Origin of the sequence: Shimia sp. Alg240-R146, from assembly GCF_947331465.1 — a bacterium.
Lineage (GTDB): Bacteria > Pseudomonadota > Alphaproteobacteria > Rhodobacterales > Rhodobacteraceae > Shimia.
This window is the reverse complement of record NZ_CAMZOK010000002.1, coordinates 532,781-553,951: the sequence shown is the minus strand read 5'-3', so window position 1 is coordinate 553,951 and position 21,171 is coordinate 532,781. Positions and strand designations below refer to the sequence as shown.

Annotated in this window: 17 protein-coding genes; 10 read left to right on the top strand and 7 right to left on the bottom strand. The window is 55.2% G+C overall.

Features of this window, described 5'->3' with window-relative positions; genetic code table 11:
- The first annotated feature begins 51 nt into the window (after positions 1-51).
- The 3 genes from PG871_RS11960 to PG871_RS11950 all read left to right on the top strand — a co-directional run bounded on the left by PG871_RS11960 (position 52) and on the right by PG871_RS11950 (position 2,864).
- The gene (locus PG871_RS11960; protein ID WP_270729604.1) at positions 52-993 is read left to right on the top strand and encodes a bifunctional enoyl-CoA hydratase/phosphate acetyltransferase; all 942 of its coding nucleotides are present in this window, start codon (positions 52-54) and stop codon (positions 991-993) included.
- Positions 990-2,153 carry an acetate/propionate family kinase gene (locus PG871_RS11955; protein WP_270729602.1) on the top strand — a complete coding sequence of 388 codons (1,164 nt, stop codon included), beginning with the start codon at positions 990-992 and terminating at the stop codon, positions 2,151-2,153. Before PG871_RS11960 ends, PG871_RS11955 begins: the two co-directional genes overlap by 4 nt.
- Before the next feature lie 78 nt (positions 2,154-2,231).
- On the top strand, positions 2,232-2,864 hold the full coding sequence (locus PG871_RS11950) for a MarC family protein (RefSeq protein ID WP_270729600.1): 633 nt from the start codon (positions 2,232-2,234) through the stop codon (positions 2,862-2,864).
- A 67-nt stretch (positions 2,865-2,931) separates the two neighbouring features.
- Here the strand turns inward: PG871_RS11950 and PG871_RS11945 are convergent, their stop codons facing one another.
- The 7 genes from PG871_RS11945 to PG871_RS11915 form a co-directional block, all read right to left on the bottom strand.
- Positions 2,932-6,144: a 2Fe-2S iron-sulfur cluster-binding protein gene (locus PG871_RS11945; RefSeq protein WP_270729599.1), complete on the bottom strand. Its 3,213-nt coding sequence runs from the start codon at positions 6,142-6,144 to the stop codon at positions 2,932-2,934.
- An 80-nt stretch (positions 6,145-6,224) separates the two neighbouring features.
- Positions 6,225-6,923, bottom strand: coding sequence for a fumarylacetoacetate hydrolase family protein (locus PG871_RS11940; RefSeq protein ID WP_270729598.1), 699 nt, complete (start codon positions 6,921-6,923; stop codon positions 6,225-6,227).
- Between the two features lie 89 nt (positions 6,924-7,012).
- Positions 7,013-10,798: a calcium-binding protein gene (locus tag PG871_RS11935; protein WP_270729596.1), complete on the bottom strand. Its 3,786-nt coding sequence runs from the start codon at positions 10,796-10,798 to the stop codon at positions 7,013-7,015.
- A 354-nt stretch (positions 10,799-11,152) separates the two neighbouring features.
- Entirely contained in the window at positions 11,153-11,770 is a 618-nt protein-coding gene (locus PG871_RS11930; protein ID WP_270729595.1) for a molecular chaperone TorD family protein, read from the bottom strand.
- A complete protein-coding gene (torA, locus tag PG871_RS11925; RefSeq protein ID WP_270729594.1) occupies positions 11,771-14,236 on the bottom strand; it encodes a trimethylamine-N-oxide reductase TorA in 2,466 nt (821 codons plus the stop codon).
- A 9-nt stretch (positions 14,237-14,245) separates the two neighbouring features.
- Positions 14,246-15,430, bottom strand: a complete 1,185-nt coding sequence (torC, locus tag PG871_RS11920) for a pentaheme c-type cytochrome TorC (RefSeq protein ID WP_270729593.1) — start codon at positions 15,428-15,430, stop codon at positions 14,246-14,248.
- Between the two features lie 74 nt (positions 15,431-15,504).
- Positions 15,505-15,678 (bottom strand): periplasmic nitrate reductase, NapE protein, encoded by a 174-nt coding sequence (locus tag PG871_RS11915; RefSeq protein WP_270729591.1) that lies wholly within the window; start codon positions 15,676-15,678, stop codon positions 15,505-15,507.
- A 476-nt stretch (positions 15,679-16,154) separates the two neighbouring features.
- Here PG871_RS11915 and PG871_RS11910 point away from each other — a divergent pair, with 476 nt between their 5' ends.
- From PG871_RS11910 to PG871_RS11880, 7 genes are all read left to right on the top strand, one after another.
- Positions 16,155-17,342 (top strand): tyrosine-type recombinase/integrase, encoded by a 1,188-nt coding sequence (locus PG871_RS11910; protein WP_270729589.1) that lies wholly within the window; start codon positions 16,155-16,157, stop codon positions 17,340-17,342.
- A gap of 137 nt (positions 17,343-17,479) precedes the next feature.
- Positions 17,480-18,196 (top strand): hypothetical protein, encoded by a 717-nt coding sequence (locus PG871_RS11905; RefSeq protein ID WP_270729588.1) that lies wholly within the window; start codon positions 17,480-17,482, stop codon positions 18,194-18,196.
- A 92-nt stretch (positions 18,197-18,288) separates the two neighbouring features.
- Positions 18,289-18,510: a helix-turn-helix transcriptional regulator gene (locus PG871_RS11900; RefSeq protein ID WP_270729587.1), complete on the top strand. Its 222-nt coding sequence runs from the start codon at positions 18,289-18,291 to the stop codon at positions 18,508-18,510.
- A 134-nt stretch (positions 18,511-18,644) separates the two neighbouring features.
- Entirely contained in the window at positions 18,645-18,863 is a 219-nt protein-coding gene (locus PG871_RS11895) for a hypothetical protein (RefSeq protein ID WP_270729586.1), read from the top strand.
- Positions 18,864-19,043: 180 nt separating this feature from the next.
- On the top strand, positions 19,044-19,328 hold the full coding sequence (locus PG871_RS11890) for a hypothetical protein (RefSeq protein ID WP_270729585.1): 285 nt from the start codon (positions 19,044-19,046) through the stop codon (positions 19,326-19,328).
- A gap of 107 nt (positions 19,329-19,435) precedes the next feature.
- On the top strand, positions 19,436-20,191 hold the full coding sequence (locus tag PG871_RS11885) for a hypothetical protein (protein WP_270729584.1): 756 nt from the start codon (positions 19,436-19,438) through the stop codon (positions 20,189-20,191).
- A 245-nt stretch (positions 20,192-20,436) separates the two neighbouring features.
- Positions 20,437-20,925 carry a hypothetical protein gene (locus PG871_RS11880; protein WP_270729583.1) on the top strand — a complete coding sequence of 163 codons (489 nt, stop codon included), beginning with the start codon at positions 20,437-20,439 and terminating at the stop codon, positions 20,923-20,925.
- Positions 20,926-21,171: the final 246 nt, after the last annotated feature.

Here is a 21,171-nt window from a genome sequence, read left to right as displayed (position 1 = left end):
TGCAAACCAATGCGGCTATTGACCATAAGACATTCAGTTGTGGAGAATCCCTTGGACCCGAACGCCCCCCACCAGAACAGCTTTGACGCCATGCTCAAAGCCACAGCGCCACTTGATCCGATCACTACGGCGATTGTGCACCCCTGTGACGCGGCCTCGATCGAAGGCGCACTCGCCGCGCGCGATCACACGCTGATTACCCCGATCCTTGTTGGCCCGACGGCCCGCATCGAAGATGCCGCCAAAGACGCAGGTCTGGATATCGCAGGGCTTGAGATTGTCGACACCGGCCACAGTCACGAAAGCGCCGAGACCTCGGTGCGTTTGGTGCGCGAGGGCCGCGCGCAAGCTCTGATGAAGGGTGCGCTGCACACTGACGAGGTCATGGGCGCCGTGGTCGACAAAACCACAGGCCTGCGCACCGCACGCCGCATGAGCCACGTCTTTGTTCTGGATGTGCCGACCTACCCGAAACCGCTGTTGATCACTGACGCGGCGATCAACATCTTTCCCGACCTGATGGTCAAAGCCGACATTGTGCAAAACGCCATTGGTCTGGCCCAAGCGCTTGGCGTCGTCATCCCAAAAGTGGCGATCCTGTCGGCGCTGGAAACCATCTACCCTAAGATTCCCTCCACGCTTGAGGCCGCCGCGCTCTGCAAAATGGCGGACCGTGGCCAGATCACCGGCGGCATCCTCGAAGGTCCGCTGGCCTTTGACAACGCCATCTCGGCCGAAGCCGCAAAGACTAAAGGTGTGGTGTCCGACGTCCCGGGGGATGCAGACATACTTGTCGCGCCCGACCTTGAGGCCGGCAATATGATCGCGAAACAGCTGATGTATCTCGCCGGTGCCGACAGCGCCGGTCTGGTGTTGGGTGCGCGCGTGCCGATCATGCTGACCAGCCGTGCAGACGGCACACTGTCCCGCTTGGTCTCCGCCGCCTTGGCGCAGCTCATGGTGCACCACAACCTTGGAAAGGGCGTGATGTGAGCGCGCAGAAACAAGACGCCTATCTCGTTCTGAACGCCGGATCGTCGTCGATCAAATACGCCGTCTACGGCACCGACCTGACACAGCATCTGCACGGACAGGTCGACCGCATTGGCATCGGCCCCGCCTATCACGGAGGTGCCGCTTCAATTGATTTGCCGGTTGCGCCTGATGCAACCCACGCCGAAGTTCTGGACTGGCTGCTCAACCACATCGCAAGCCTAAGTGACGCGCTGCGTATCGTGGGCGCAGGCCACCGCGTGGTGCACGGCGGACGTGATTTTGCGGCCCCCGCCCGCGTCACAGACGACGTGATTGCCAAGCTCGAAACTTTGGCGCCGCTCGCGCCCGCACACCAGCCGCACAACCTTGCAGGCATCCGCGCCGTCGCACGCCGCTGGCCCGACATTCCTCAGGTCGCCTGCTTTGACACTGCCTTTCACCGCACCCAACCACGCATCGCGCAACTCTTTGCCATCCCTCGGGAATTTTCCGACGATGGCGTGCTGCGCTACGGGTTTCACGGCCTCAGCTATCACTATATTTCCACCCAACTGCCCCACCATCTCGACCGCCCAAATGGCCGCGTGATTGTTGCCCACCTCGGCAACGGCGCCTCAATGTGCGCCATGCAAAATATGCAATCGGTCGCGACAACCATGGGCTACACCGCGCTTGATGGTCTTGTAATGGGCCGACGCTGTGGCGAACTCGACCCCGGCGTGATCTTCCACATGCTGCGTGATCGCGGCATGTCCGTCGCCGAAATCGAGGACACTCTGGGCAGCAAGTCCGGCCTTCTGGGTGTTTCCGGCATCAGTTCGGACATGCGCGACCTTCTGAGTTCCGACAGTCCGATGGCAGCCGAAGCCGTCGACCTGTTCGCCTATCAGGCAATAAAGAAAATCGGCGCGTTGGCGGCCACTCTGGGTGGTCTGGATGCGTTGGTTTTCACCGGTGGTATTGGCGAGAACTCCGCCGCCGTGCGGGCCCGAATCCTTCAGGGCTGCGTCTGGATGGGCGCGGAAATCGACAACACTGCCAACGCCGCTGGCAACAGCCGCATCACCTGCGAAGGCAGCCGACTTGCTGCCCATGTCATCCCCACCGACGAAGAAGGCATCATTGCTGGCGAAACCCGCCGCTTGGTAACCAACTGACCGGCGTCTCTTCGCGCGTCCATTTTTTTGCCGACGGTTTTGCGTGACCTGCCCGCGCAAACATGGTCAAGTCATCTCATGGATTTGCTAGACCGTTTTGTCACCCTATGGGTTGTGATCGACCCAATTGGAACTGTGCCGGTGTTTATCGCCGTAACCGCCGCCATGACCGCGCCCGAGCGGCGCAAGACAGCATTGCTCGCTGCAAGTATTGCCGCTGGGGTGTTGCTGTTCTTCCTGTTGTTTGGACAGCTTCTGATTGACGCACTGGGCATCAGCCTATTGTCGTTCCAGACCGCTGGCGGGATCATCTTGTTCATCTTCGCTTTGACGATGATTTTTGGCGAAGCAAAACAGGACGCCGACATTCACACCACCGATGCGGACGCGGACCTTGACCAACGACCGTCTCCGGCTGTCTTTCCCTTAGCGGTGCCGTCTCTGGCTTCCCCCGGTGCCATGCTGGCCATTGTGCTGCTGACCGACAACAACGAATTTGCAGCCGTTGATCAGGCGATCACAGCCGGAGTGATGCTGCTGGTAGTGCTGATTGCATATCTCTGTATGCTGGCGGCCGGTCCCATCATTCGGCTGATTGGTAATTCCGGCGCGGCAATCGTTAGCCGTGTTATGGGGATGATCCTCGCCTCTGTGGCCGCCGATCTCATCATCAGTGCTCTCCTAGAAATCGGACAAAGCGGCCTCCACTAGGCCCCAACATCACACGGATGCAATACAGCCGCGATACCGACGCAATACCGAAACCCGATTTCGGGGGCTACAGATCGATCTCGATCACACCACCGTCTTCTTTGGCGCGGCTCTGACACAAGATCACAGACGTCTCACGCTGCTTGTTGGACAGCACAAAATCTCGATGCTCCACCTCGCCAGACACCAGCCCGCATTTGCAAACACCGCAGATTCCGTCGCTGCATTTGACATCGACGTGAACACCGTTCTCAAGCAGAACATCGGTCGCAATTTTATCAGCAGGAACAAGCAGTTCTCGACCGTCCTTCAACTTCATTTTGAAATCGAAATTTTCATAGTCCGGCTGTTCCGGAACGCTGAAATACTCCAGATGCCGCGCGTCTTCCGGGAACCCCTGACGCTCGGCCGCAGACATAACGCCCTCCATGAACCGGTCCGGTCCGCAGGTGTAGACATGCCAACCTTCCTGAAATCCGTTCAACACTTGATCCAGATCGGCTCGAGTGCCTTCATCCGAGAAGTGGAAGGTAACCCTGTCTGACCACTCCATCTCTTTGAGATCGTTGACATATCCAGCGCCATCCTTACGACTGGCGGAATAGTGCAATTCGAAATCTGCACCCAAATCATGCAGCCGGTGGGCAAAGGCAATCATTGGCGTGATGCCAATTCCGCCGCCCATCAAAAACGTTTTGGTTGCGGTTTCATTCAGCTCGAAATGGTTGATCGGTTTGGACACAAACACCTTGCGACCTTCGGAAAAAATCCTGTGAAGAAAAGCACTTCCGCCCCGTCCCTCATCTTCTCGCAAGACGCCAATCTGGTATTTGCTCCGATCCTCAGGATCGCCCGACATACTGTATTGGCGCAAAAACTCCGGCGCGACCAACACATCCAAATGCGCCCCTGCCGTCCACGGCGGCAAGTCCGCGCCATCCAAACTGCGGAATTCATATTTGCTGACATCAGATGTCATGGCCTCAACCGCACTGATTTCCACCCGCACCACCGGCGCATCTGCCACCGAAGGCACGCGATACTGATGCACGACCGACATGTCTCCATCAGCTATCCGTGATTTGTAGTCCTCGGCAGAAACCATTGATTCATATGCCTGAATCCCTGCCTCTCGATCCATCGGAAACGGATAAGGCCAAGGATGCGGCGCAAGCGGCGCCGGATAGACTGCAAGCGTCTGGTCCTCATATTTCAGGTCCAGATCGACCTGCAAATCACGGCGGTTCAGAGGGGCCTTCGCGGGTCGATACGCACCATCATCCTCAAGCTCTAAATCCCACCACCACTTCTTGACGTCATTCAGTCCGCCGTTGCCAACAGCGTCGTCAAGTTTGGCCAAAGGCTTGGCGAGACTGGGAAAATTGCTTGCGGCCCAACGGAAAGGTGCCTCTGCAAACAGGCCTTCAAGGTTCCACGGGCAGGTTTTCATGCACCGCCCGCACATCGCGCCGCCCGGTGTGGTGATACGATACGTGGCGCATTTTTGGCTGTCCGACTTCCAGATTTCATAGCCGTTGAACATGCGTTTTGGGCCAGCAGTGATGGCGCCTGACGGGCATTCCCGCGCACATTTGTTGCAGCTCTCGCAGAATTTTTGCAGCCCGAAATCAATGGGTTGATCGTGATCCATCGGCATGTCCGTGGTCACAGCACCAGATTTCAGACGTGGTCCAAGGTATGGATTGAGGATCACTTCGCCAATGCGGCTCACTTCGCCCAGACCAGACAACAACAACAACGGCGGCTGCAAAACCTCACCATCCATCACCGTGTGGGCTTTAGCTTTGTAACCGACATTTCGGATTTGTTGCGCGATCACGCCGCCCAACAAAGAGAACCGCAAATATGCCCGCATTGATTGCGCCACACTGATCCAGTCGTCACCACTCGCGCCTTCCATGGTTTCATAGCCTTGATCAACAATCATGCTGACCGCTTGATCATGTGGCGGTGTGATCGGCTCTCCGGTGGCATCGTGGCTGTACCAAGCCCACTCAGGACAGCGGCTTGTACCAACAGCGTCAACCCCAAGGAAATAGCTGGCGGCCTTTACGTTCGCCGCGTTACGTTCTGAATTTGTTGGCTTTTCAGCGACAGAACTCTCGCCATCTTGCAACAAGACAAACGCGCCAAGCGCCCGGCGCTGCGCCATACTTGGTGCGGCTTTGCGGGCATAGTGTCCGCCTTTGGCACCATTTTGCAGCGTTTTGCCCATGTCGCCAAACTGCGCTCGGGCAAACATGTCCGCCCGCTTCGGCACCCTTGCCACGCGGGCCTCGTCAATAAAGGTCGTCGGGGATTCCACGCGTTTCAGACGTTCAAACGGATGCGCCCCAGTGACGTAGTCACGGTTGCGAAACGGATCGCGGTTCAAGCTGGACTTCGCAAAGCCCTTCCCCAACCACCACGCCGGTCCCTGAGTGTGAAACCACGGCTGCTGTGCCATTGGTGCCAAGGGTTTGTCATGTGCCAAATCCATGTCCGTGGTCACGACAGCCAAGCCGTATCGTGTGCCCAACCAAGGCGCCACCAAAAGGTCGTCCTCATTGCTCAGCAGTCCCGCCGCCACACCCAGCCGCCCCAAATCCACATCGGTAGAAGTTGCCGTATGTGCTTTGGCATTCCATCCAAGCAGACGAATATAGTTGGCAATAACAATCGCAGTCTCAGAGGCACGAAGACAGGCGCGGTGATCTTGCGCATCCAAAATCCAGTCGCTACCGGGCTCTCCGCGCTCAGGGTCACGCATGTGCTCGATAAGGAAGACAAGCGCATTGCCCTGTCCTTCGATGCCAGAGGGCGGCGCCTGCATACTGTCCTTTAGGTCCGCCATAATCAGATCAATACCGGAAGCCAAGGTCTTGGTTTGACGCGTTTTTAGCGCATCTGACAGCCGGTCAATTTCCGGATTTCGACGCGGCTCAGCGAGCACGGACTCCGCCGTAACAGGTCCTACACCAACCATGGAGGTGTCGTTGAAATACCCAAAGGCCTTTAGATGGTTGGTGCGCTCTTGCAGGTCCGCCGGCACATCTGATTGCACGCCGTTTACGAACCCGTCTCGCAACGCGTCCATCATCGCCTGAAACTCACCCATCGCGTTCACAATGCTCTCGGGCTGCTCGGGGCGGGAAAAACTCAACACAGTGTCGTGCGGCACCTGTGCCAAATCCGGCAGCGTCCCGCGCGCCAAACGCTCAAGCGGGTATGGTCCCAAATGGACGGGCCGCGACTTGTCTGAAAAGAACTTGATCCCCATCGCATGCGCTCCCTGTCGCTTTGGTCCGGCCCAAACTGCACGGCAAACCGGTGGCTGGCAAGGCCAAAATGAATGATCGTTCAGTCGACTATTTCAAGCGTCAAGGAAATGGGGTCCAATCCTTCGATGCCACCCGTGATCGATTGTCCGGGTGACACCGCCCCAACACCGGCAGGTGTGCCCGTCATAATCACGTCACCTGGATGCAGAGCATAGAACCGAGACAGATGCCTAACAATTTCCACGGGGCTCCAAATCATTTCGGCCAACGACGCGTCCTGCCGGCTCTCGCCATCCACTTCGAGATGTATCCGTTGATCGGATGGGGTCCCGAAGTCTGTGGCCAAGGTCATCGCAGAAAAAACAGCTGAGTTTTCAACATCTTTGCCAAGGCTCCAAGGGCGTCGGTGATCTTTGCCATCTTGCTGTCGATCTCGGCGAGTCATATCCAGCGCGCATCCATAGGCAAAAATGGCGGCCTTTGCGTCTGCTTCTGTTGCTTCCGAAACGGAGGTCCCAATTGCAAAGGCCAGTTCCATTTCGTGGTGGTAATTTTGGGTACCAGACGGAAAAGGGACTTTGGCGCCACTCAACACGGCATGCGCCACGGACTTTGTGAAATACCAAGGCGCCTCACGGTCGACCTCGCCGCCCATTTCCGCCGCGTGGGCCGCATAGTTCCGGCCAACGCAGAAAATGCGCGACACAGGAATGGCCGTGTCCGTGCCGGTCACCGGCACCGAAAATACGGGCAATGGGTCAAACAGTAAGGTCGTCAAAGGGGCGCTCCTAAACAGTGTGTGTCTAGGTCAGTCCACATGAGTAGGCGCAAAGGTGCAAGTGAAAACCCCGGCCGTTCAATGCGGCGCTATACAAAGACAAAGTTGGACGCCAACCGGACCTCCGCTGCAGTCATGCTGCCTGCCAGATAAAGGCTGCCGTGGTCGCCCACATGCACAACAACACCACCATCAACCTCATTGATCGACAGATCAGCGACCGAGGAAATGTCTTCATAGTCCAGCTCGATCACGTCAGATCCAACCTCAAAGTCGGTGATCAGATCGCCAACCGCCATGTCCTCACCGGAAAACCGGAAGATGTCGGTGCCAGCCCAGCCCGTAAGCGTGTCTCGACCTTCGCCACCCGCCAAAGTATCGGTGCCCACACCGCCGTTGATAGTATCGTCCCCGTCACCGCCACGCAAAAGATCATCACCCTTGCTGCCGGACAACGTGTCATTACCCTGATTGCCGGAAATGGAGTCGTTCCCATCGCCACCCTTCATGTCATCATCGCCGCCAAATCCATAAATGGCGTCATCACCCTCATTTCCGCGGACATAGTCATCCCCTAGGCTGCCCTCCAAACTGTCGTTTCCAAGGTTGCCATACAACGTGTCGCTGCCATCCAGGCTCTCAATTGTATCGTCACCGCCCAGCCCCTCGATCTGGTCGTTGCCTGGGGTGCCCAAGATCAACTCAGCCTCGTCGGTTCCTTGCACAACAGAGCCCGGAGTGTCGTTTGGCCCCTCATCACCAAACAGGTAGGTGATTTGAATCACTTCATAAGGCTTTAGCCTCACGTCCACTTCGTTGCCGTCGACTTCCTCATCCGTAATGGTCGCCAAGGTATCAAATTCATTGAAGTAATAGCGTTCACCATCGACGATCGTGTATTCTGCTTGCTCGATGTCCCCATCGCCGTTGCGGAACACGCCGTCCGAGCTGCTTGCCGAAGTGTCATAGCCAATCCGCATGGCGTAGGCTTCGTCATAGTCTCCAACCAAAGCCGAGAAATCCAAATCCAAGTTCAGTACCTCGTCTGCTCGTGACACGACTTGGAACACCACTTTGTCTTCGTTGATATATGTCTGAATTTCAACTTGCCCGCTTTCATTGCTAAAGCTCGTTTCCATCAGTTCTGTCCCGACAAGTTCTGTTGACATGACATCAAAGATGGCGCCACGAACCGAATTCAGAACGCGATCTTCATCGTCCACAATTGGCATGTCCGTGCGGGTGCCTGCGTGATGTGTCGAGGTGTTATGGACTGGCGGCCAGGCGTGCGCCGCATCAGCCCCCATATCGATCATGTTTTCAAATTGCTCAGCTATTATACCAGCGGCACGCATACCGTTTTGGGGATAATTTGTGGTGCGGATATTCCATTCAGTGACATGCAAATCCAATTCTTTGTCGAAATTTTCATCCCAGATTTCGTAGTCATGCCCAATGAACCCCCGCTCATTGCCATCTCCGGTAAATTCATCTTCGTGCTTGTTGTAATAGTAGTGCTCAACCACTCCATCGATTTCCTCACGGGCCTCGTCGGAAAGCTGATCAATGATTTGCTGATTTGCATCATCCCGACGCGCCCCGAATGGCCGGTCGTCTACGGAAGTGTGGAATTCAGAGCCATTGTTTGGCGTTCCCATTTGCACAATGATTGACGGTTGGTCTTCTTCGGCGAGGCCTGCATTCTCCATGCCTTCTGCAAAGGCGCGGGCAGCAATGTCAGCCTTTTGGCCATAAGCCGTTTCACCTTGAATCCAGTATTCATTACCGATTTCAAAGGCTTCCACGACATCCCCATATTCCGTCACGATCAATTCCGCAAAACGTGCCATGTCGTCATACATGGCTTCATATTCTTCAACGGTGAAAACCTTGGTCGGTGTACTGAGGGTAAGCCGCACGTCCGCGCCATTTTCATGGGCAGCAATGACCGCGTCCAACGCCGACACAACCTCTTCGCGTAGGACCATCTCGCCGTCTTCGTTCTCTTCCAGCTCCATGACGTTGAGCCAACGGGTGCCTTCCTCTTCGGGTGTTTCCGGATCGGCCTGCCCGGCCGGAAACCGAACGTGCATAACATCCAGAGCGTCCACGGCCGCGACATAGTTATCAAGCGGCACACCTAGTTCGGTGTTCACGCTGTAGATCGCGTTGGCCCCAAACATGGCTGAATTCACAAAGTTGCCGGTGCCTAGTGCGGACTCCAGTGTCATCGTCAGTGATCCGGACGTCACTGATACACTGGCAGGGCCGACCGCGTCGGGATCGGGATCAAGATTTCCCAACCATATGGATTGGTCCTGCATCAAATGGGAATCCACACCATGGATCACGGCCACCATTTGGCCGTTGTGTTCCAAAATGGCTTCTCCACCCTCTTCGCTTTGATAAACCACAACAGAATCTGCGACTTCCTGCGCCGACAATGGTGCGCCATCCGCACCCAGCAGGGTAATCACCTCGATGTGTCCGCTTTCGGTACGCAACTCGTAACCGTAAATCTCGACCGGCGCATCGGCACCGTCCTGAGGCACGACGATTTCATAGGTATCGCGTCCTTCCAGACCAGCCACAAGATCGCCGTCGTCACCTCGCAGCGTGTCGTCCCCGTCGCCACCAATCAGCGTATCGGAGGCGGCCCCTTCAATTTCAGGATCGTCCAGACCGATAACAAGGTCATCCCCAGAGTTGCCCTCTAGATAGTCCGCACCATTACCGCCAATCACAGTGTCTTGCCCTGCGCCGCCTTCTATGTGGTCATCGGCCACCCCAGACAGATCGCCAGCTAGAAGATCATCACCATCAAACTGCCCCGTTAGAGCAGGAGACAGGTTGCCCAACCAATTGGTTTCCGAGGATAAATCTTCAACGGTATAACCTTGAATCGTGGCCACCACCTGGTCACCCATAATCACGTTGGTATCATCCGGTGTATCGGCTACTTCCAAGCGAGCGCCGGCCTCAATCAATTGCTCACGGGTAAGAAGTTGGCCTTCCCTGTCCAGAAAGCTCACGAGATCGGAAGGCAATTCAGCGCCCTCGCCGTGAAATAGCGATAGATCAGTAATCACAACCGGTTCGGCACCGACGCCTACCACAACCTCGAACCGATCAACGCCATCACCACCGGTCATTGTGTCGCCGTCGTCGCCGATCAGCCTGTCGTTGTCGGCCCCACCGAATAACTGATCAGCTGCACCTTGTGCACCGTCGGCTTCGACCGACAACAGAATGTCAGCTCCGGCGCCACCTTCAAGCTGATCGGACCCATTACCCGCACTCAGAACGTCGTCGCCCCCGCTGCCAACCAGCGTGTCATCCCCTTCATTTCCAAACAGGAAATCATTTCCAAGGCCGCCCTTTACCAGATCATTGCCCGCATCGCCGGACAGGACATCAACGCCAAAGCCCCCCAAAAGTGTATCTGCACCTTCATCGCCGGACATGATGTCGTCACCCGATAGTCCGACCAATCGGTCATCACCGCCAAGCCCATCAATCGTATCGTCCAACCCGCTTCCAGTTAGCTGATTGTCGCTGTCATCGCCGGTTATTTCCTCACCCGGCTGCGCCTCAGCAACCGACGTATCGGGTGAAGCAGGCGCGGCGACATCTGCCGCCGGCGATGCGTCTGGCTCGACTGGCGTTTCAGCCTCATCTGCCGGAACCGCGTGACTTTCAATTGTCTGGTCCTCAGGCACAGTCGAAGCAACCGCTGCGCCTGATGCGCTGTCGTCCTGCAAAGGACCACCATCCTGCCCACTCGTAGCCGGTTCCGACGGATCGTCGTCATTCGTCGTTTCGACTGATAAGGCAAGCAAGCCAGCAGCAGAAGCCAAGAGCAATGTCAGTAACACTTTTTCCCCAATTCAGTATCGGGAAACCTGCCAAACAAAGGTGGGCCAACTCACGCGGCGCCTTACAAACGAGCGTATACCAATCGTGAGATACCCGTTAAGGAAAAATTAAGGCATTTGTTTCCATTTGGTAAACTGTGACTTCTTGATTTGGAAATAGTTGCAAGTCAAAAAACCAGCGTTAGCCGCCGTGCACAACGCTTCGAACAAACCAGACCTTCCCCGGTCGTTCATTTTCACGGATCTGCCACGGCTACGGTCCTCGACAGGGAACACGACTAGTCGACACCAGATCAGATCCCTTAGAAACCATGCAAGCCTCTGTGATTGCAATAAATTTGACAATATCAAGACTCACATCTTCGCCAAACTCACTAGGTATACTTTAGCGATTCTGACGATTGCCGGATAAAATCCGCTCATGACCGGCACGTGACAAGCGGCCTCGGCCCAGCGATCAAACCACGGCAGGATCTCGCTATGCAAAAAGTCCCGCGTTGTTTCCGGGCCATCATCAGGTGCAGACAGTAGGACCGACGTGTACTCCAGAAGGAACGAAATATGGTCAGCGGGTTCATTGGTGGGAACCGACTGGCCCAAACCTCGCGCCGCAAACCGAGCGACCATGCGGTCATGAGTGGCGCCAAAAACCTTTCCTGTACCTTCGGAAAACAGTCCGGCGTAAGGTTGGGCGTTGGTGCGCTCCCCCAATAGGAACATTGCCGCGAAGTCCGCCGCAAGCGACAGCCGCGGGGTGTCCAGGGCTGGCAATTCGGCAAGTGCGTCCTCAAACGCGGACCTTTGTCCGTCGATATCGCAAACCTCTGACATCACATCAAAAAACGCGCCAGCCGCTCCACCATAGTATGCGGACAGCTGCTCTTGGTTCACTTCGGTCATAAACACCTGCGCCAACCAACGACACACGTCAGCATGCGACAAAGAAATCCCGTCTTGCGGCGTGTCCTTCATTCAGAGCGTCACTTCGTCCGGCCCACCAAACGCGGTCACACGTGGTGCAATGCCCTCGAATTTCTCAATTTCGACAAGACAGGTATTGGCAGACGTCGCCTGCGCCAACTTGGATGTGCCTACATCCAGCGTCAGTGTGTTGGGGTCACCATACGTGTCCAACGCGCCGATGCTGGCATCCTCAGGCCCATACCATGCGCCTTCATGGATGCGCACAACGCCCGGCGCATAATTGTCAGACACACGCACCCCTGCCAGCAACTGACCGCGATCATTATAAACGCGGACCAAATCCCCATCCACAAGACCACGCGCTTCGGCGTCCTGCGGGCTCATCCAGACCGGTTCCCGCCCCTGCACCGCATAGGTCGCGCGGTATTCATCAGATTCACACATCTGCGAGTGCAACCGTTGATCCGGGTGGCTGCTTTGCATCCAAAGTGGGTATGTGTCCGAAACCGGACCGCCATGCGAGCGTTCGACCTTTTCCATCCACTTGGGGTGAGCGCCGCAATCGTCATAACCGAACTTCTCAATGGTGCGGCTGGAAATCTCGATAAACCCAGACGGGGTTCCCAAGGCATTGAGTTCCGGATCTGCGCGGAAATCCGCATGCCGCACCCAGTTTTCGCCGCGCTCAAAGGTGACCAGCCCCTGTTCCCAGAACTCCTCAAACGGCGGCATTTCAAACCGACCCGCGTTGGCAGACCGCGTGGTTTCATAGTTTTGTTTCACCCACTGCATCTCGGTCATGCCACGGGTGTATTCATTGTGCCGACCGAACCGTTTCGTGAGCATCGTGAAGATCTCGAAGTCAGTTTTGGACTGATACAGCGGATCAACCAACTTGGGCATGGCGATCACGCCGGTGTTGGAATACCCGCCGTATGTGTCAATGTCGTTGCGCTCAAACTGGGTGCAGGCAGGCAGCACGAGATCAGAGTGCCGACTTGTCGCGGTCCAGGCAAAATCGATGGACACCACGGTTTCCAGCTTGGTCCAGGCACGGCGCATCTTGTTGCGGTCCTGATGGTGGTGCCACGGGTTGCACCCTGTAAACACACACATTTTCACATCCGGATAGGTGATATCGTGACCGTTGTGCTGCACATGGCCACCCGGCTCCAACAACATGTCGATCCAACGCGCCACAGGGATCACACCGCTCGCGCCTTTGAAATCGTCGCTGTCGTGTTCCGGCACCTTGCCCAGATCCAGATTGAGCGGAAACGCACCGGGCATATTGGCACCGGTCTCTGGCACGCCAATTCCGCTGTAGTGATGCGAATAGCTCACTCCACCGCCCGGTAGCCCCACTTGCCCCAGCATTGCGGACAGAATGGTCCCCATCCAGTAAGGTTGCTCACCATGTTGTTGTCGCTGCAACGCCCAGCCAAAAAGAAGCTGCGTGCGCCCGCCAGCCAGAAGCCGGGCAAAGTCGCGAATGTCGTCAGCGGAAATGCCGCAGATTGGCGCTGCCCATTCCGGCGTCTTTTCGGTCCCATCATCACCTTGACCGGTCACATAGTTGATGAACTGTTCAAAACCCAGCGTGTAGATCTCGAGGAACTCTGTGTCGTGTAGCTCTTCGCTATAAAGCGTGTGAGCCAGCGCCAACATAAACGCCACATCGGTTTGCGGATTGATGTACTTGTGCTCTGCTCCGGTATGGTTCTGCGTCTTGGTGCGCACCGGATCCACGCTAATGACACGCAAATCGCCAGCGGCAATCTTGTCGCGCATCTCATCCAGATACGGCAGAGACTCGTGGGTTTCACAGGTCCAGCCAACTTGTAAGTTCTTCAACGGATCCGACGCCCAAAGAACAACCGTGTCGGCATCTTCCAAAATGACCGGCCAGCTTGTGCCTTGCGAATAAACTTCTGTGTTGCCAATAACATAAGGCAAAATTGTTTGCCCGGCGCCGGTGGAGTAATCCCCGACCTTGCGCACGTAGTTGCCGTGCATGCTGACACCGCGGTTCATGTGGTTGATGCAGGTGTGGAACATGCCGGTCTGGCGCCACCCAGTGGCTCCGGCAAACAGGCCAGAAGGCCCGTAAGTTGTCTGCACACGCTCCAACTCTTCATAAAACAGATCGATTGCCTCGTCCCAAGTGACCCGCACAAAACGGTTATCGCCTCGGGTGGTTCGATCCGCGTTTTCGCGGTTGTCCAGCCAATCCGCCCGCGCCATCGGATATTTGATCCGCGACGGGTTATAGATCACGCCTTTGATGCCATTGACCATGTCCGTGGGGCTTGGGTCATTCTTGTATGGCTTCACCTCGGTGACTTTACCGCCTTTGACAAGCGCCTCGACAGCGCCCCAATGCGATCCGGTCAGACGCCATGTTCCGGCAGATGTGGTGGCGGCCGAAGCCGACCGAGACAAAAGAGACGGCCCCATAAGCGACGCCGCCGCGCTGGCTGCAAGACCTTTCAATACGGTACGACGAGTGGTCATGACTGCCTCCTACTGCGACGATTTAAAATCAGAGGAATGGTTTTGCAGATAGCTCAACACAAGCTCCTGTTCCGCCGCATCCATATTGGTAAATCCGACCATGCCATTGAACTGCGCCGGCCATGCGTTTGCAGCAAAATGATCCGGATCAGGCTGCGCGTGACACCCGCTGCAAGACGATTCATAGGAATCAGACGCCACATTCCACAACTGATCAGCATCCGAGACAAACCCTCTGGCGGAGGACCACAGGCTGACCTTAACCTCAACCCAGTCCAGGCCGGTGTTGTCGTCGTTGACCGGATCGCCAGCGGTGACATAGGCGTCATTTTGCGCCGTCTCACGTTCCAAAACGGCCACCCGCATGTTCCGGCCGAAATCTGCATAAAGAACCCGACCAAAGCCTTTGTTTTTCCGCCAAGCTGACATATCCAAACGCACCTTATCGCCTTTGACTTCGGCGATCTCGACCCGCGCCGTCATCGACAAGTTGCCAGCAGGCTTGCTCAGGTCCTCATCTTCAAACAGCGATACAGGTTGGTAAGCGTAATAATCCTCACCGGCGCTCAGGCTGTTGGCCGCGCGCCCGTCAAGCGCTGCGATCACCGGGCTCATCCCCTCGCCCTGCTGCGGAAGTTCGTGGGCAATGCCTTTGTGGCATTCAATACAGCCCGTGTTCAAAGCCGCCGCAGGCCGCATGTAAAACACGGCCTCGTCCGACATCTTGTTCCAATCCATGCTGTCATAGTCATGGCAATTGCGGCATTCCAAGGAATTATTGGCCTCCAAACGCGCCCATTCGTGCCGCGCCAAGTCTTCGCGTTTGGCAAGGAATTTTTCGCGGGTGTTGATGGTGCCAAACACCGCACCCCAAACCTCTTTGCTGGCCTGCATTTTCCGCGCGATCTTGTTGGTCCATTCATGCGGCACATGGCAATCGGGACATGTCGCGCGCACACCAGTACGGTTTTCCCAATGCACCGTCTGCTGCAATTCTACGTACACGTTGTCGCGCATCTCATGACAACTGATGCAGAACTCTTCGGTATTGGTCACCTCCAGCGCGGTGTTGAAGCCCCCCCAAAACAGTATCCCAGTGATAAAGCCACCAACCGAAATCACGCCCAGACTGATCGTCGCAGGGGGTCTTTTCAGGGTACGCCAGAATTCTTTCGCAATGCCGAGAACACTCATGGATTCGCTCCAATCTGGGATCGTCAAATCAATTTCAGGACCGCCGGTTCAGCACAGCGATCCGATCGTCTTTTTCAGAACCCAATGACGGGTGGACCGTTGATAATGTGGCTCATCCACACGACAAAGCCATAGCCACCGACAAACAATACAGCGAGTCCGGGCAACAAAATCAATGTAAGGAAAGCAAACGACAGCCACTCTCGCCGCCGTGAAGGCACATAATTCGGTTCGGAACTGCCAGTCATTGCGATGCTCCTAAAAAATGACAAAAAATCAGGTTCAGCATGAACGATCCCCACGTCTTGCGTCAAGCGGAGGATTACCAAACACAGGTTCTGCGCAGCGCGTTGTTCAATGGCACCGAGACGGGCTGACTCACTTCAATTTGGGATGAAAAGCAGCCCAAATGCCAACTTTGCGCCGTGTGCGTTTCAAGCGGAAGCTCCTAGAAGCGACCACAAATTCAATCGATTCAGTTTGAAAATGGCCCCACACGGACTCGAACCGCGGACCTACTGATTACAAACCGAGTTTGATCCATTTCTCTGCATTTCTCCAGACCGCGCCCACCGAACAAAACCGACATACAATCAATGATTTAGATTGATTTTGACTACGCCTCAGTTTCATCAATAGCGCCGAGTTCTGCTGTCTGTTGCTTCCGTATTGCTTCCGGCAGGAACACCAAAAAACCAGACTTTGCATCTACTGGAGGCGCCAAATGAAACTGACCAAACGAGCCGTTGAAGCGTTGGAAATCAACGACAAGGACTACTTTGTCTGGGACAGCGACGTTGGGGGCTTTGGATTGCGCGTCTACCCCTCAGGCAAAAAGAATTACCTGATCCAATACCGGAACGGAAAACGGACACGGCGCTATACCATCGGCTCCCATGGCGTTCTCACGTCTGACGAAGCCCGCCAACAGGCCAAGCGACTTCTTGGCGACGTTGCTAAAGGTGAAGACCCCTCAGGCAACCGTCAGGCTCGGAGGCAGGCCCCAACCGTTGCAATGCTCTGTGAAAGGTTCCTAACGGACTATGCCGAGCGTCATTGCAAGCCTTCAACCATTCGGGACTACGCCAGCAACGCGCGGCGCTTCGTTGCCCCCGCGTTCGGCCCCATGCTCATCAACGATGTCACCCGCGCCGATGTCGCAGCCCTACATCTCAAGATCAGCGAGAAAACACCCTACCAAGCCAATCGGGTTTTGGGTTTGATATCCAAGATGTTCAACACGGCCGAGGACTGGGGCTTACGGACTGAAGGCACCAATCCAGCGCGACGGGTCAAAAAAAACCGTGAAGAGGAAAAGAAACGCTATCTGCGGGACGAAGAACAGACCCGTCTGGGCGAGGTTCTCATGCGGTCGCTAGAGGACGGGTCCGAAACGGTTCACATAGTGTCCGCAATTATGCTCCTGATGTTGACCGGTTGTCGTATGAGCGAAATTACAAAACTCAAATGGGACTATGTCACGTACACCCACCTTGAACTTCCAGATAGCAAAACCGGACGACGACGTATTCCCCTGCCCCGCGAAGCCTACGACATCCTGATGGGCTTGCCGCGCATTCAAGGAAACCCCTACGCAATATTGGGAAACACCGAAGACGGACACCTGACCGAGCTCGAAAAGCCTTGGCGACGCATCCGAAAGCGTGCTGGCCTTGACGATGTCCGGCTGCACGATCTGCGACATACCTACGCCTCAGTCGCGGTTATGAATGGGATCGATCCGTTCATGCTCAAAGAAATTATGGGCCACAAAAACCTAAGCACGACTTTGCGTTACTCACATCTGGCTGATGACGCCGTGCAACGCGCTGCGGGATCGGTCGCGTCACGGTTGGCAGGTGCATTACAACAAAAGTCAAAATGCGCTCCACCTCTAAGACTCGTTCGCTAACCGCAGATGATGCCTTCCACCGGTAGCCTTATACACATCGGATATCAGCTCATTGAGCTTACGTGTAGATGTAGAGTATTCGTTGCCAGAGCACATCCAATTTTAACCCAAATGAACTCCGAATAGAAACCTTGCAAATGGCAACATATTTAGCCCGGCTCAATGACCCCGAAGTGCCAGCAATGTCTTGGCCTGAAATCTCCGATCTATTCACACCGCACCTAATTCAGACAATGCGAACCGATTTTGGGTTGCAGGGAAGCGACAAAACAATCCGCCTCCAGCTTGGCAAAATCTTAGGTCGCTATCAGGCCAGCGCAAAAAGGGCACATGAGCCGCCACCCGCTCCACAAACCAAAGACCTCGAAAGGCTCAAAATAGCGGTGGATAGGACAATTTCAGCATTTGATGCTTTGTCTGATAAAAACCTGAGTGAAATAGATGACGCGATCCTCTACCGCGATCCATTTAACCACCGGTTCGACTTCAATGAGCAACTTGATTATTGGGAGAAAAACAACGGCACATCTGAGCTTACCATTAACAAACTCAAGCAGGTTTCCCATGCTTTGAAAGCAGTGAAAGCCAAACGAATTGAGCATGCCAAAGAATTCAAGCCTACACGAAACACGCCTTTAGACCGTTTGATTCAAGATTTGGTAATGGATTTCGAATCTGGCAGGGGCAAGAAAGCGAAAAGTAGCTGCTACTACGACACCCGTCGGGACAGCTATGCAGGTCAATTCTTTGATTTTGTTATATTTATTCTAGAAAGCTTCGCACCCAGAAGTTATCATAGCCAGGTTGCTTTGGGGAAGCGTATCGAGCGCGCACTAAAGCAAATGACTGGCTAAGGACAGGCATTTCCCAAACTGAAGTTCAACTGTCCTTTGATGTCGCAACACCTACGCTGCAACTTGCTGGTATCGCACCATAGGAGTTGCTCATGCACACAAGTTCCATTTCAAACGACCCCGACACACTCGTAGACGAACGCGAAGCCGCATCCATTCTTTGCTATTCAGTGCGCGCCTTGCAGAATTGGCGGCATCGCGGGGGTGGCCCCCGATTTGTGAAGGTTTCGTCCAGATCAGTGCGCTATCGCCGCGCTGATCTGATGCGCTGGATCGAAGAGCGCACTGTCGCTCACACGTCGCAAACTATCTGACAATCAGTTTTGCCCCCGAAGGGCTGGCAGCGTTTCGGGGGATTTTGGGGCCGGATGGTCCTTGAGGGGCGTGGGCAAAACGGTCCCCCGCCCCTCTCTCTTTGCCAAATCCTCAATCCTGAAAGGACAGAACCATGGCAAATACGCCAGCACAGAAATTCAAAATCGGCCTCGTGACAGCCACCATCTGGGACAATGACGGGTTTTTCTCCATCGATCTGTCCCGTTCATACAAGACCGACACAGGCGAATGGAAAAACACCAACAGCTTCCACCATTCCGACCTGCTCAATCTTTCAAAATGCGCTGAACGGGCCGAAATCTGGATTGGCCGTCAGGTTAGCGCAAAATGACCCTACAGCCGGAGCGGCCCCGCTCCGGCCCCAAAACACATGCTGCCCCGCCGGAGGCAGCAAAGGGGCAAGGCCCCGCAGCTTTCCAACATCAGCACCACAACGCGGCATCCGCCGAAAAAGGGGGGTGATTGTAGCACCCCCCTCTGGAAATACAGAAAATACAAAGGACCACCCCAAATGCACATTGTTCATCAAGGCTTCGACACAATCGCCCTTTCGATCCAAGCCAATATTTCACAAGACCTTTTTGACGCGCTGGACGCCCTACGCGAAACCGCAGAGGAAAACCGCGCGCCCGCCCCGTTTGAATATGGCGGCGCGGAATTTGACCTCTTGCCCATGGCGGCAATGGATATCGTTTCATTCTCAGAGGCGGACCACTGGACGTCACATGGTTCTTTAAAAGGCCCACCGCGCGTGACCCTTGGGGCATCCGTGTTTCAGTTGGCTCAATTCTCTTAGCTACCCAAGGCCTAGGCTATGCCCGCGCCTACATCGACAAAACGCTGGAACGACTTGGAGTTCGCTATGGCAATCATCAGGTCAGCATTGCCCGTGTCGATTTTTGCGTGGACGCCCTTGCCCCTGATTTCGAACTGAACCCTGAAAACTTCGTAATTCACAGCCATAGCAATCGTGGCGACTACCTCACCCACGAAGACGACCGCCGCAGCAATGGAAAATCAGGCCGATTTACATCTGTCACCGTTGGGAAAATGCCGGGGCGACAGGTCATCGTCTATGACAAACGCCGCGAAGTGATCGACAAGAAAAAACCGATTTGGTGGGACATCTGGAACGCGAACCTTCGTCGGGACGACCTGCCCCTTCTGGACGCCTCAGACGCCGCCACAAGCCGCGTCTGGCGAATTGAGATACGTGCAGGAAAAAACCTCCTAAAAGACCGCTGGCAGGTCCGCACATGGGCACAACTCGACACTATGTTTGGCGACATCGTTGCCGAAGCCTTAGAAAAGGTCCGTTATTGCGAACCCTCAGACGATGGAAACCGCGCCCGCTGGCCCAATCACGCGCTTTGGGACTTGGTAGCCGCAACAACCGACGACGATCTGATGGAAATGCGCAGCTTTGTCGATCCTTCGGGGGTCAAGGATGTGCACCGTAACGAGCATATCCGACTGATACTGGCGCAAGTTGTCGGAAACGCCACCACCCTTGCAGCACTGGAAGGGGTCAGCGAGATCGAATTGATCGATTATATGGAACACGTTGGCGCACGCTTGGCCACGGTAGTTGAAGACGACCAAGAGCACGCGGCAAGAAAGCTGAATGAGGCCAAAGGCCGGTATCGATTTATCGCCTAGACCTCATCAACAAATACACATCACGGCGATGGTAGACGCCAGCATGTCGCACCATACCCACCATCGCTGCGGATGCACCCAAAGTCAGCAATGCGCAGATAGCACCCTTTGCAAAGTTTGGCCGCTTCGGGGAAGCAGACGCTGTAGCCAACGGCAGCGAAATCCCGCCTCGCGCTTTAGTTGCATAGCACTGCACGCAGCACAACTCACTGGAAACAAACTTCGGTTTGTTATAGGTGTTTCCGATGACAAATAGATTCCTCAAACTAAAAACGCCCGAACAACTCGAAACGATCATTGGTCGTCATCGCGAAGCCGGGAAGATGGACCTTCCTCTTTGCGTCGATGCTATGGCAGAATTGTCGACCCGAACCGTAAAGGGATTCAATTTAAGGTTGGCGGTTAATCACCTGATCGAGGCGGCAAAAACGGAAACGCCAACTGACTTCAAACAGATTGCGATTGCATCTGGTGTATTTGATCCGGACACACAGAAGTGGGGCCAATGGGTGAGGGGTGCATTGGCTCTTGATCGAATGTGTATCTTTTGCAGAGCACAAGGCTTGCCGCAGCTTACAGCCATGCTCGGCAACGCTGGTGGCAAAACTAACGATGCGGTGACGATAGGCTTCTTAAAGGGGTTAGACGCAGCGGGAATCGAATACGGCGGCGATCCAAGAGAAATCTATGAAGATCATCGTTCATCTTGCATCGAATGGGCAAAATCAGCCTGAGCAACGCGGCTCAAATTACAGAAATTTGCATTAAATGGCATGGCCTGCTTGAACCGAGACACACTATGCCAGAGAGACGCCTCGCTACATGCAAATTGGATTGGACCCGGAAACTCGCTGCGCCTTAGACAAACGGCGGCAAAGCACAGAAAGCGAACATTGCAAATAGTGCAGCTCACCCCCGGCTGATATAGCAGCCCATAGAAGACGCTTACAGTATAATTGAGCGCAGCATTGCCAATCTCT

Bases quoted from the DNA above. Each gene is read 5' to 3' on its own strand.
- PG871_RS11950 (WP_270729600.1), top strand. From the start codon at position 2,232: ATGGATTTGCTAGACCGTTTTGTCACCCTATGGGTTGTGATCGACCCA.
- PG871_RS11945 (WP_270729599.1), bottom strand. From the start codon at position 6,144: ATGGGGATCAAGTTCTTTTCAGACAAGTCGCGGCCCGTCCATTTGGGA.
- PG871_RS11930 (WP_270729595.1), bottom strand. From the start codon at position 11,770: ATGAAGGACACGCCGCAAGACGGGATTTCTTTGTCGCATGCTGACGTG.
- torA (WP_270729594.1), bottom strand. From the start codon at position 14,236: ATGACCACTCGTCGTACCGTATTGAAAGGTCTTGCAGCCAGCGCGGCG.
- torC (WP_270729593.1), bottom strand. From the start codon at position 15,430: ATGAGTGTTCTCGGCATTGCGAAAGAATTCTGGCGTACCCTGAAAAGA.
- PG871_RS11915 (WP_270729591.1), bottom strand. From the start codon at position 15,678: ATGACTGGCAGTTCCGAACCGAATTATGTGCCTTCACGGCGGCGAGAG.
- PG871_RS11910 (WP_270729589.1), top strand. From the start codon at position 16,155: ATGAAACTGACCAAACGAGCCGTTGAAGCGTTGGAAATCAACGACAAG.
- PG871_RS11905 (WP_270729588.1), top strand. From the start codon at position 17,480: ATGGCAACATATTTAGCCCGGCTCAATGACCCCGAAGTGCCAGCAATG.
- PG871_RS11900 (WP_270729587.1), top strand. From the start codon at position 18,289: ATGCACACAAGTTCCATTTCAAACGACCCCGACACACTCGTAGACGAA.
- PG871_RS11895 (WP_270729586.1), top strand. From the start codon at position 18,645: ATGGCAAATACGCCAGCACAGAAATTCAAAATCGGCCTCGTGACAGCC.
- PG871_RS11890 (WP_270729585.1), top strand. From the start codon at position 19,044: ATGCACATTGTTCATCAAGGCTTCGACACAATCGCCCTTTCGATCCAA.
- PG871_RS11880 (WP_270729583.1), top strand. From the start codon at position 20,437: ATGACAAATAGATTCCTCAAACTAAAAACGCCCGAACAACTCGAAACG.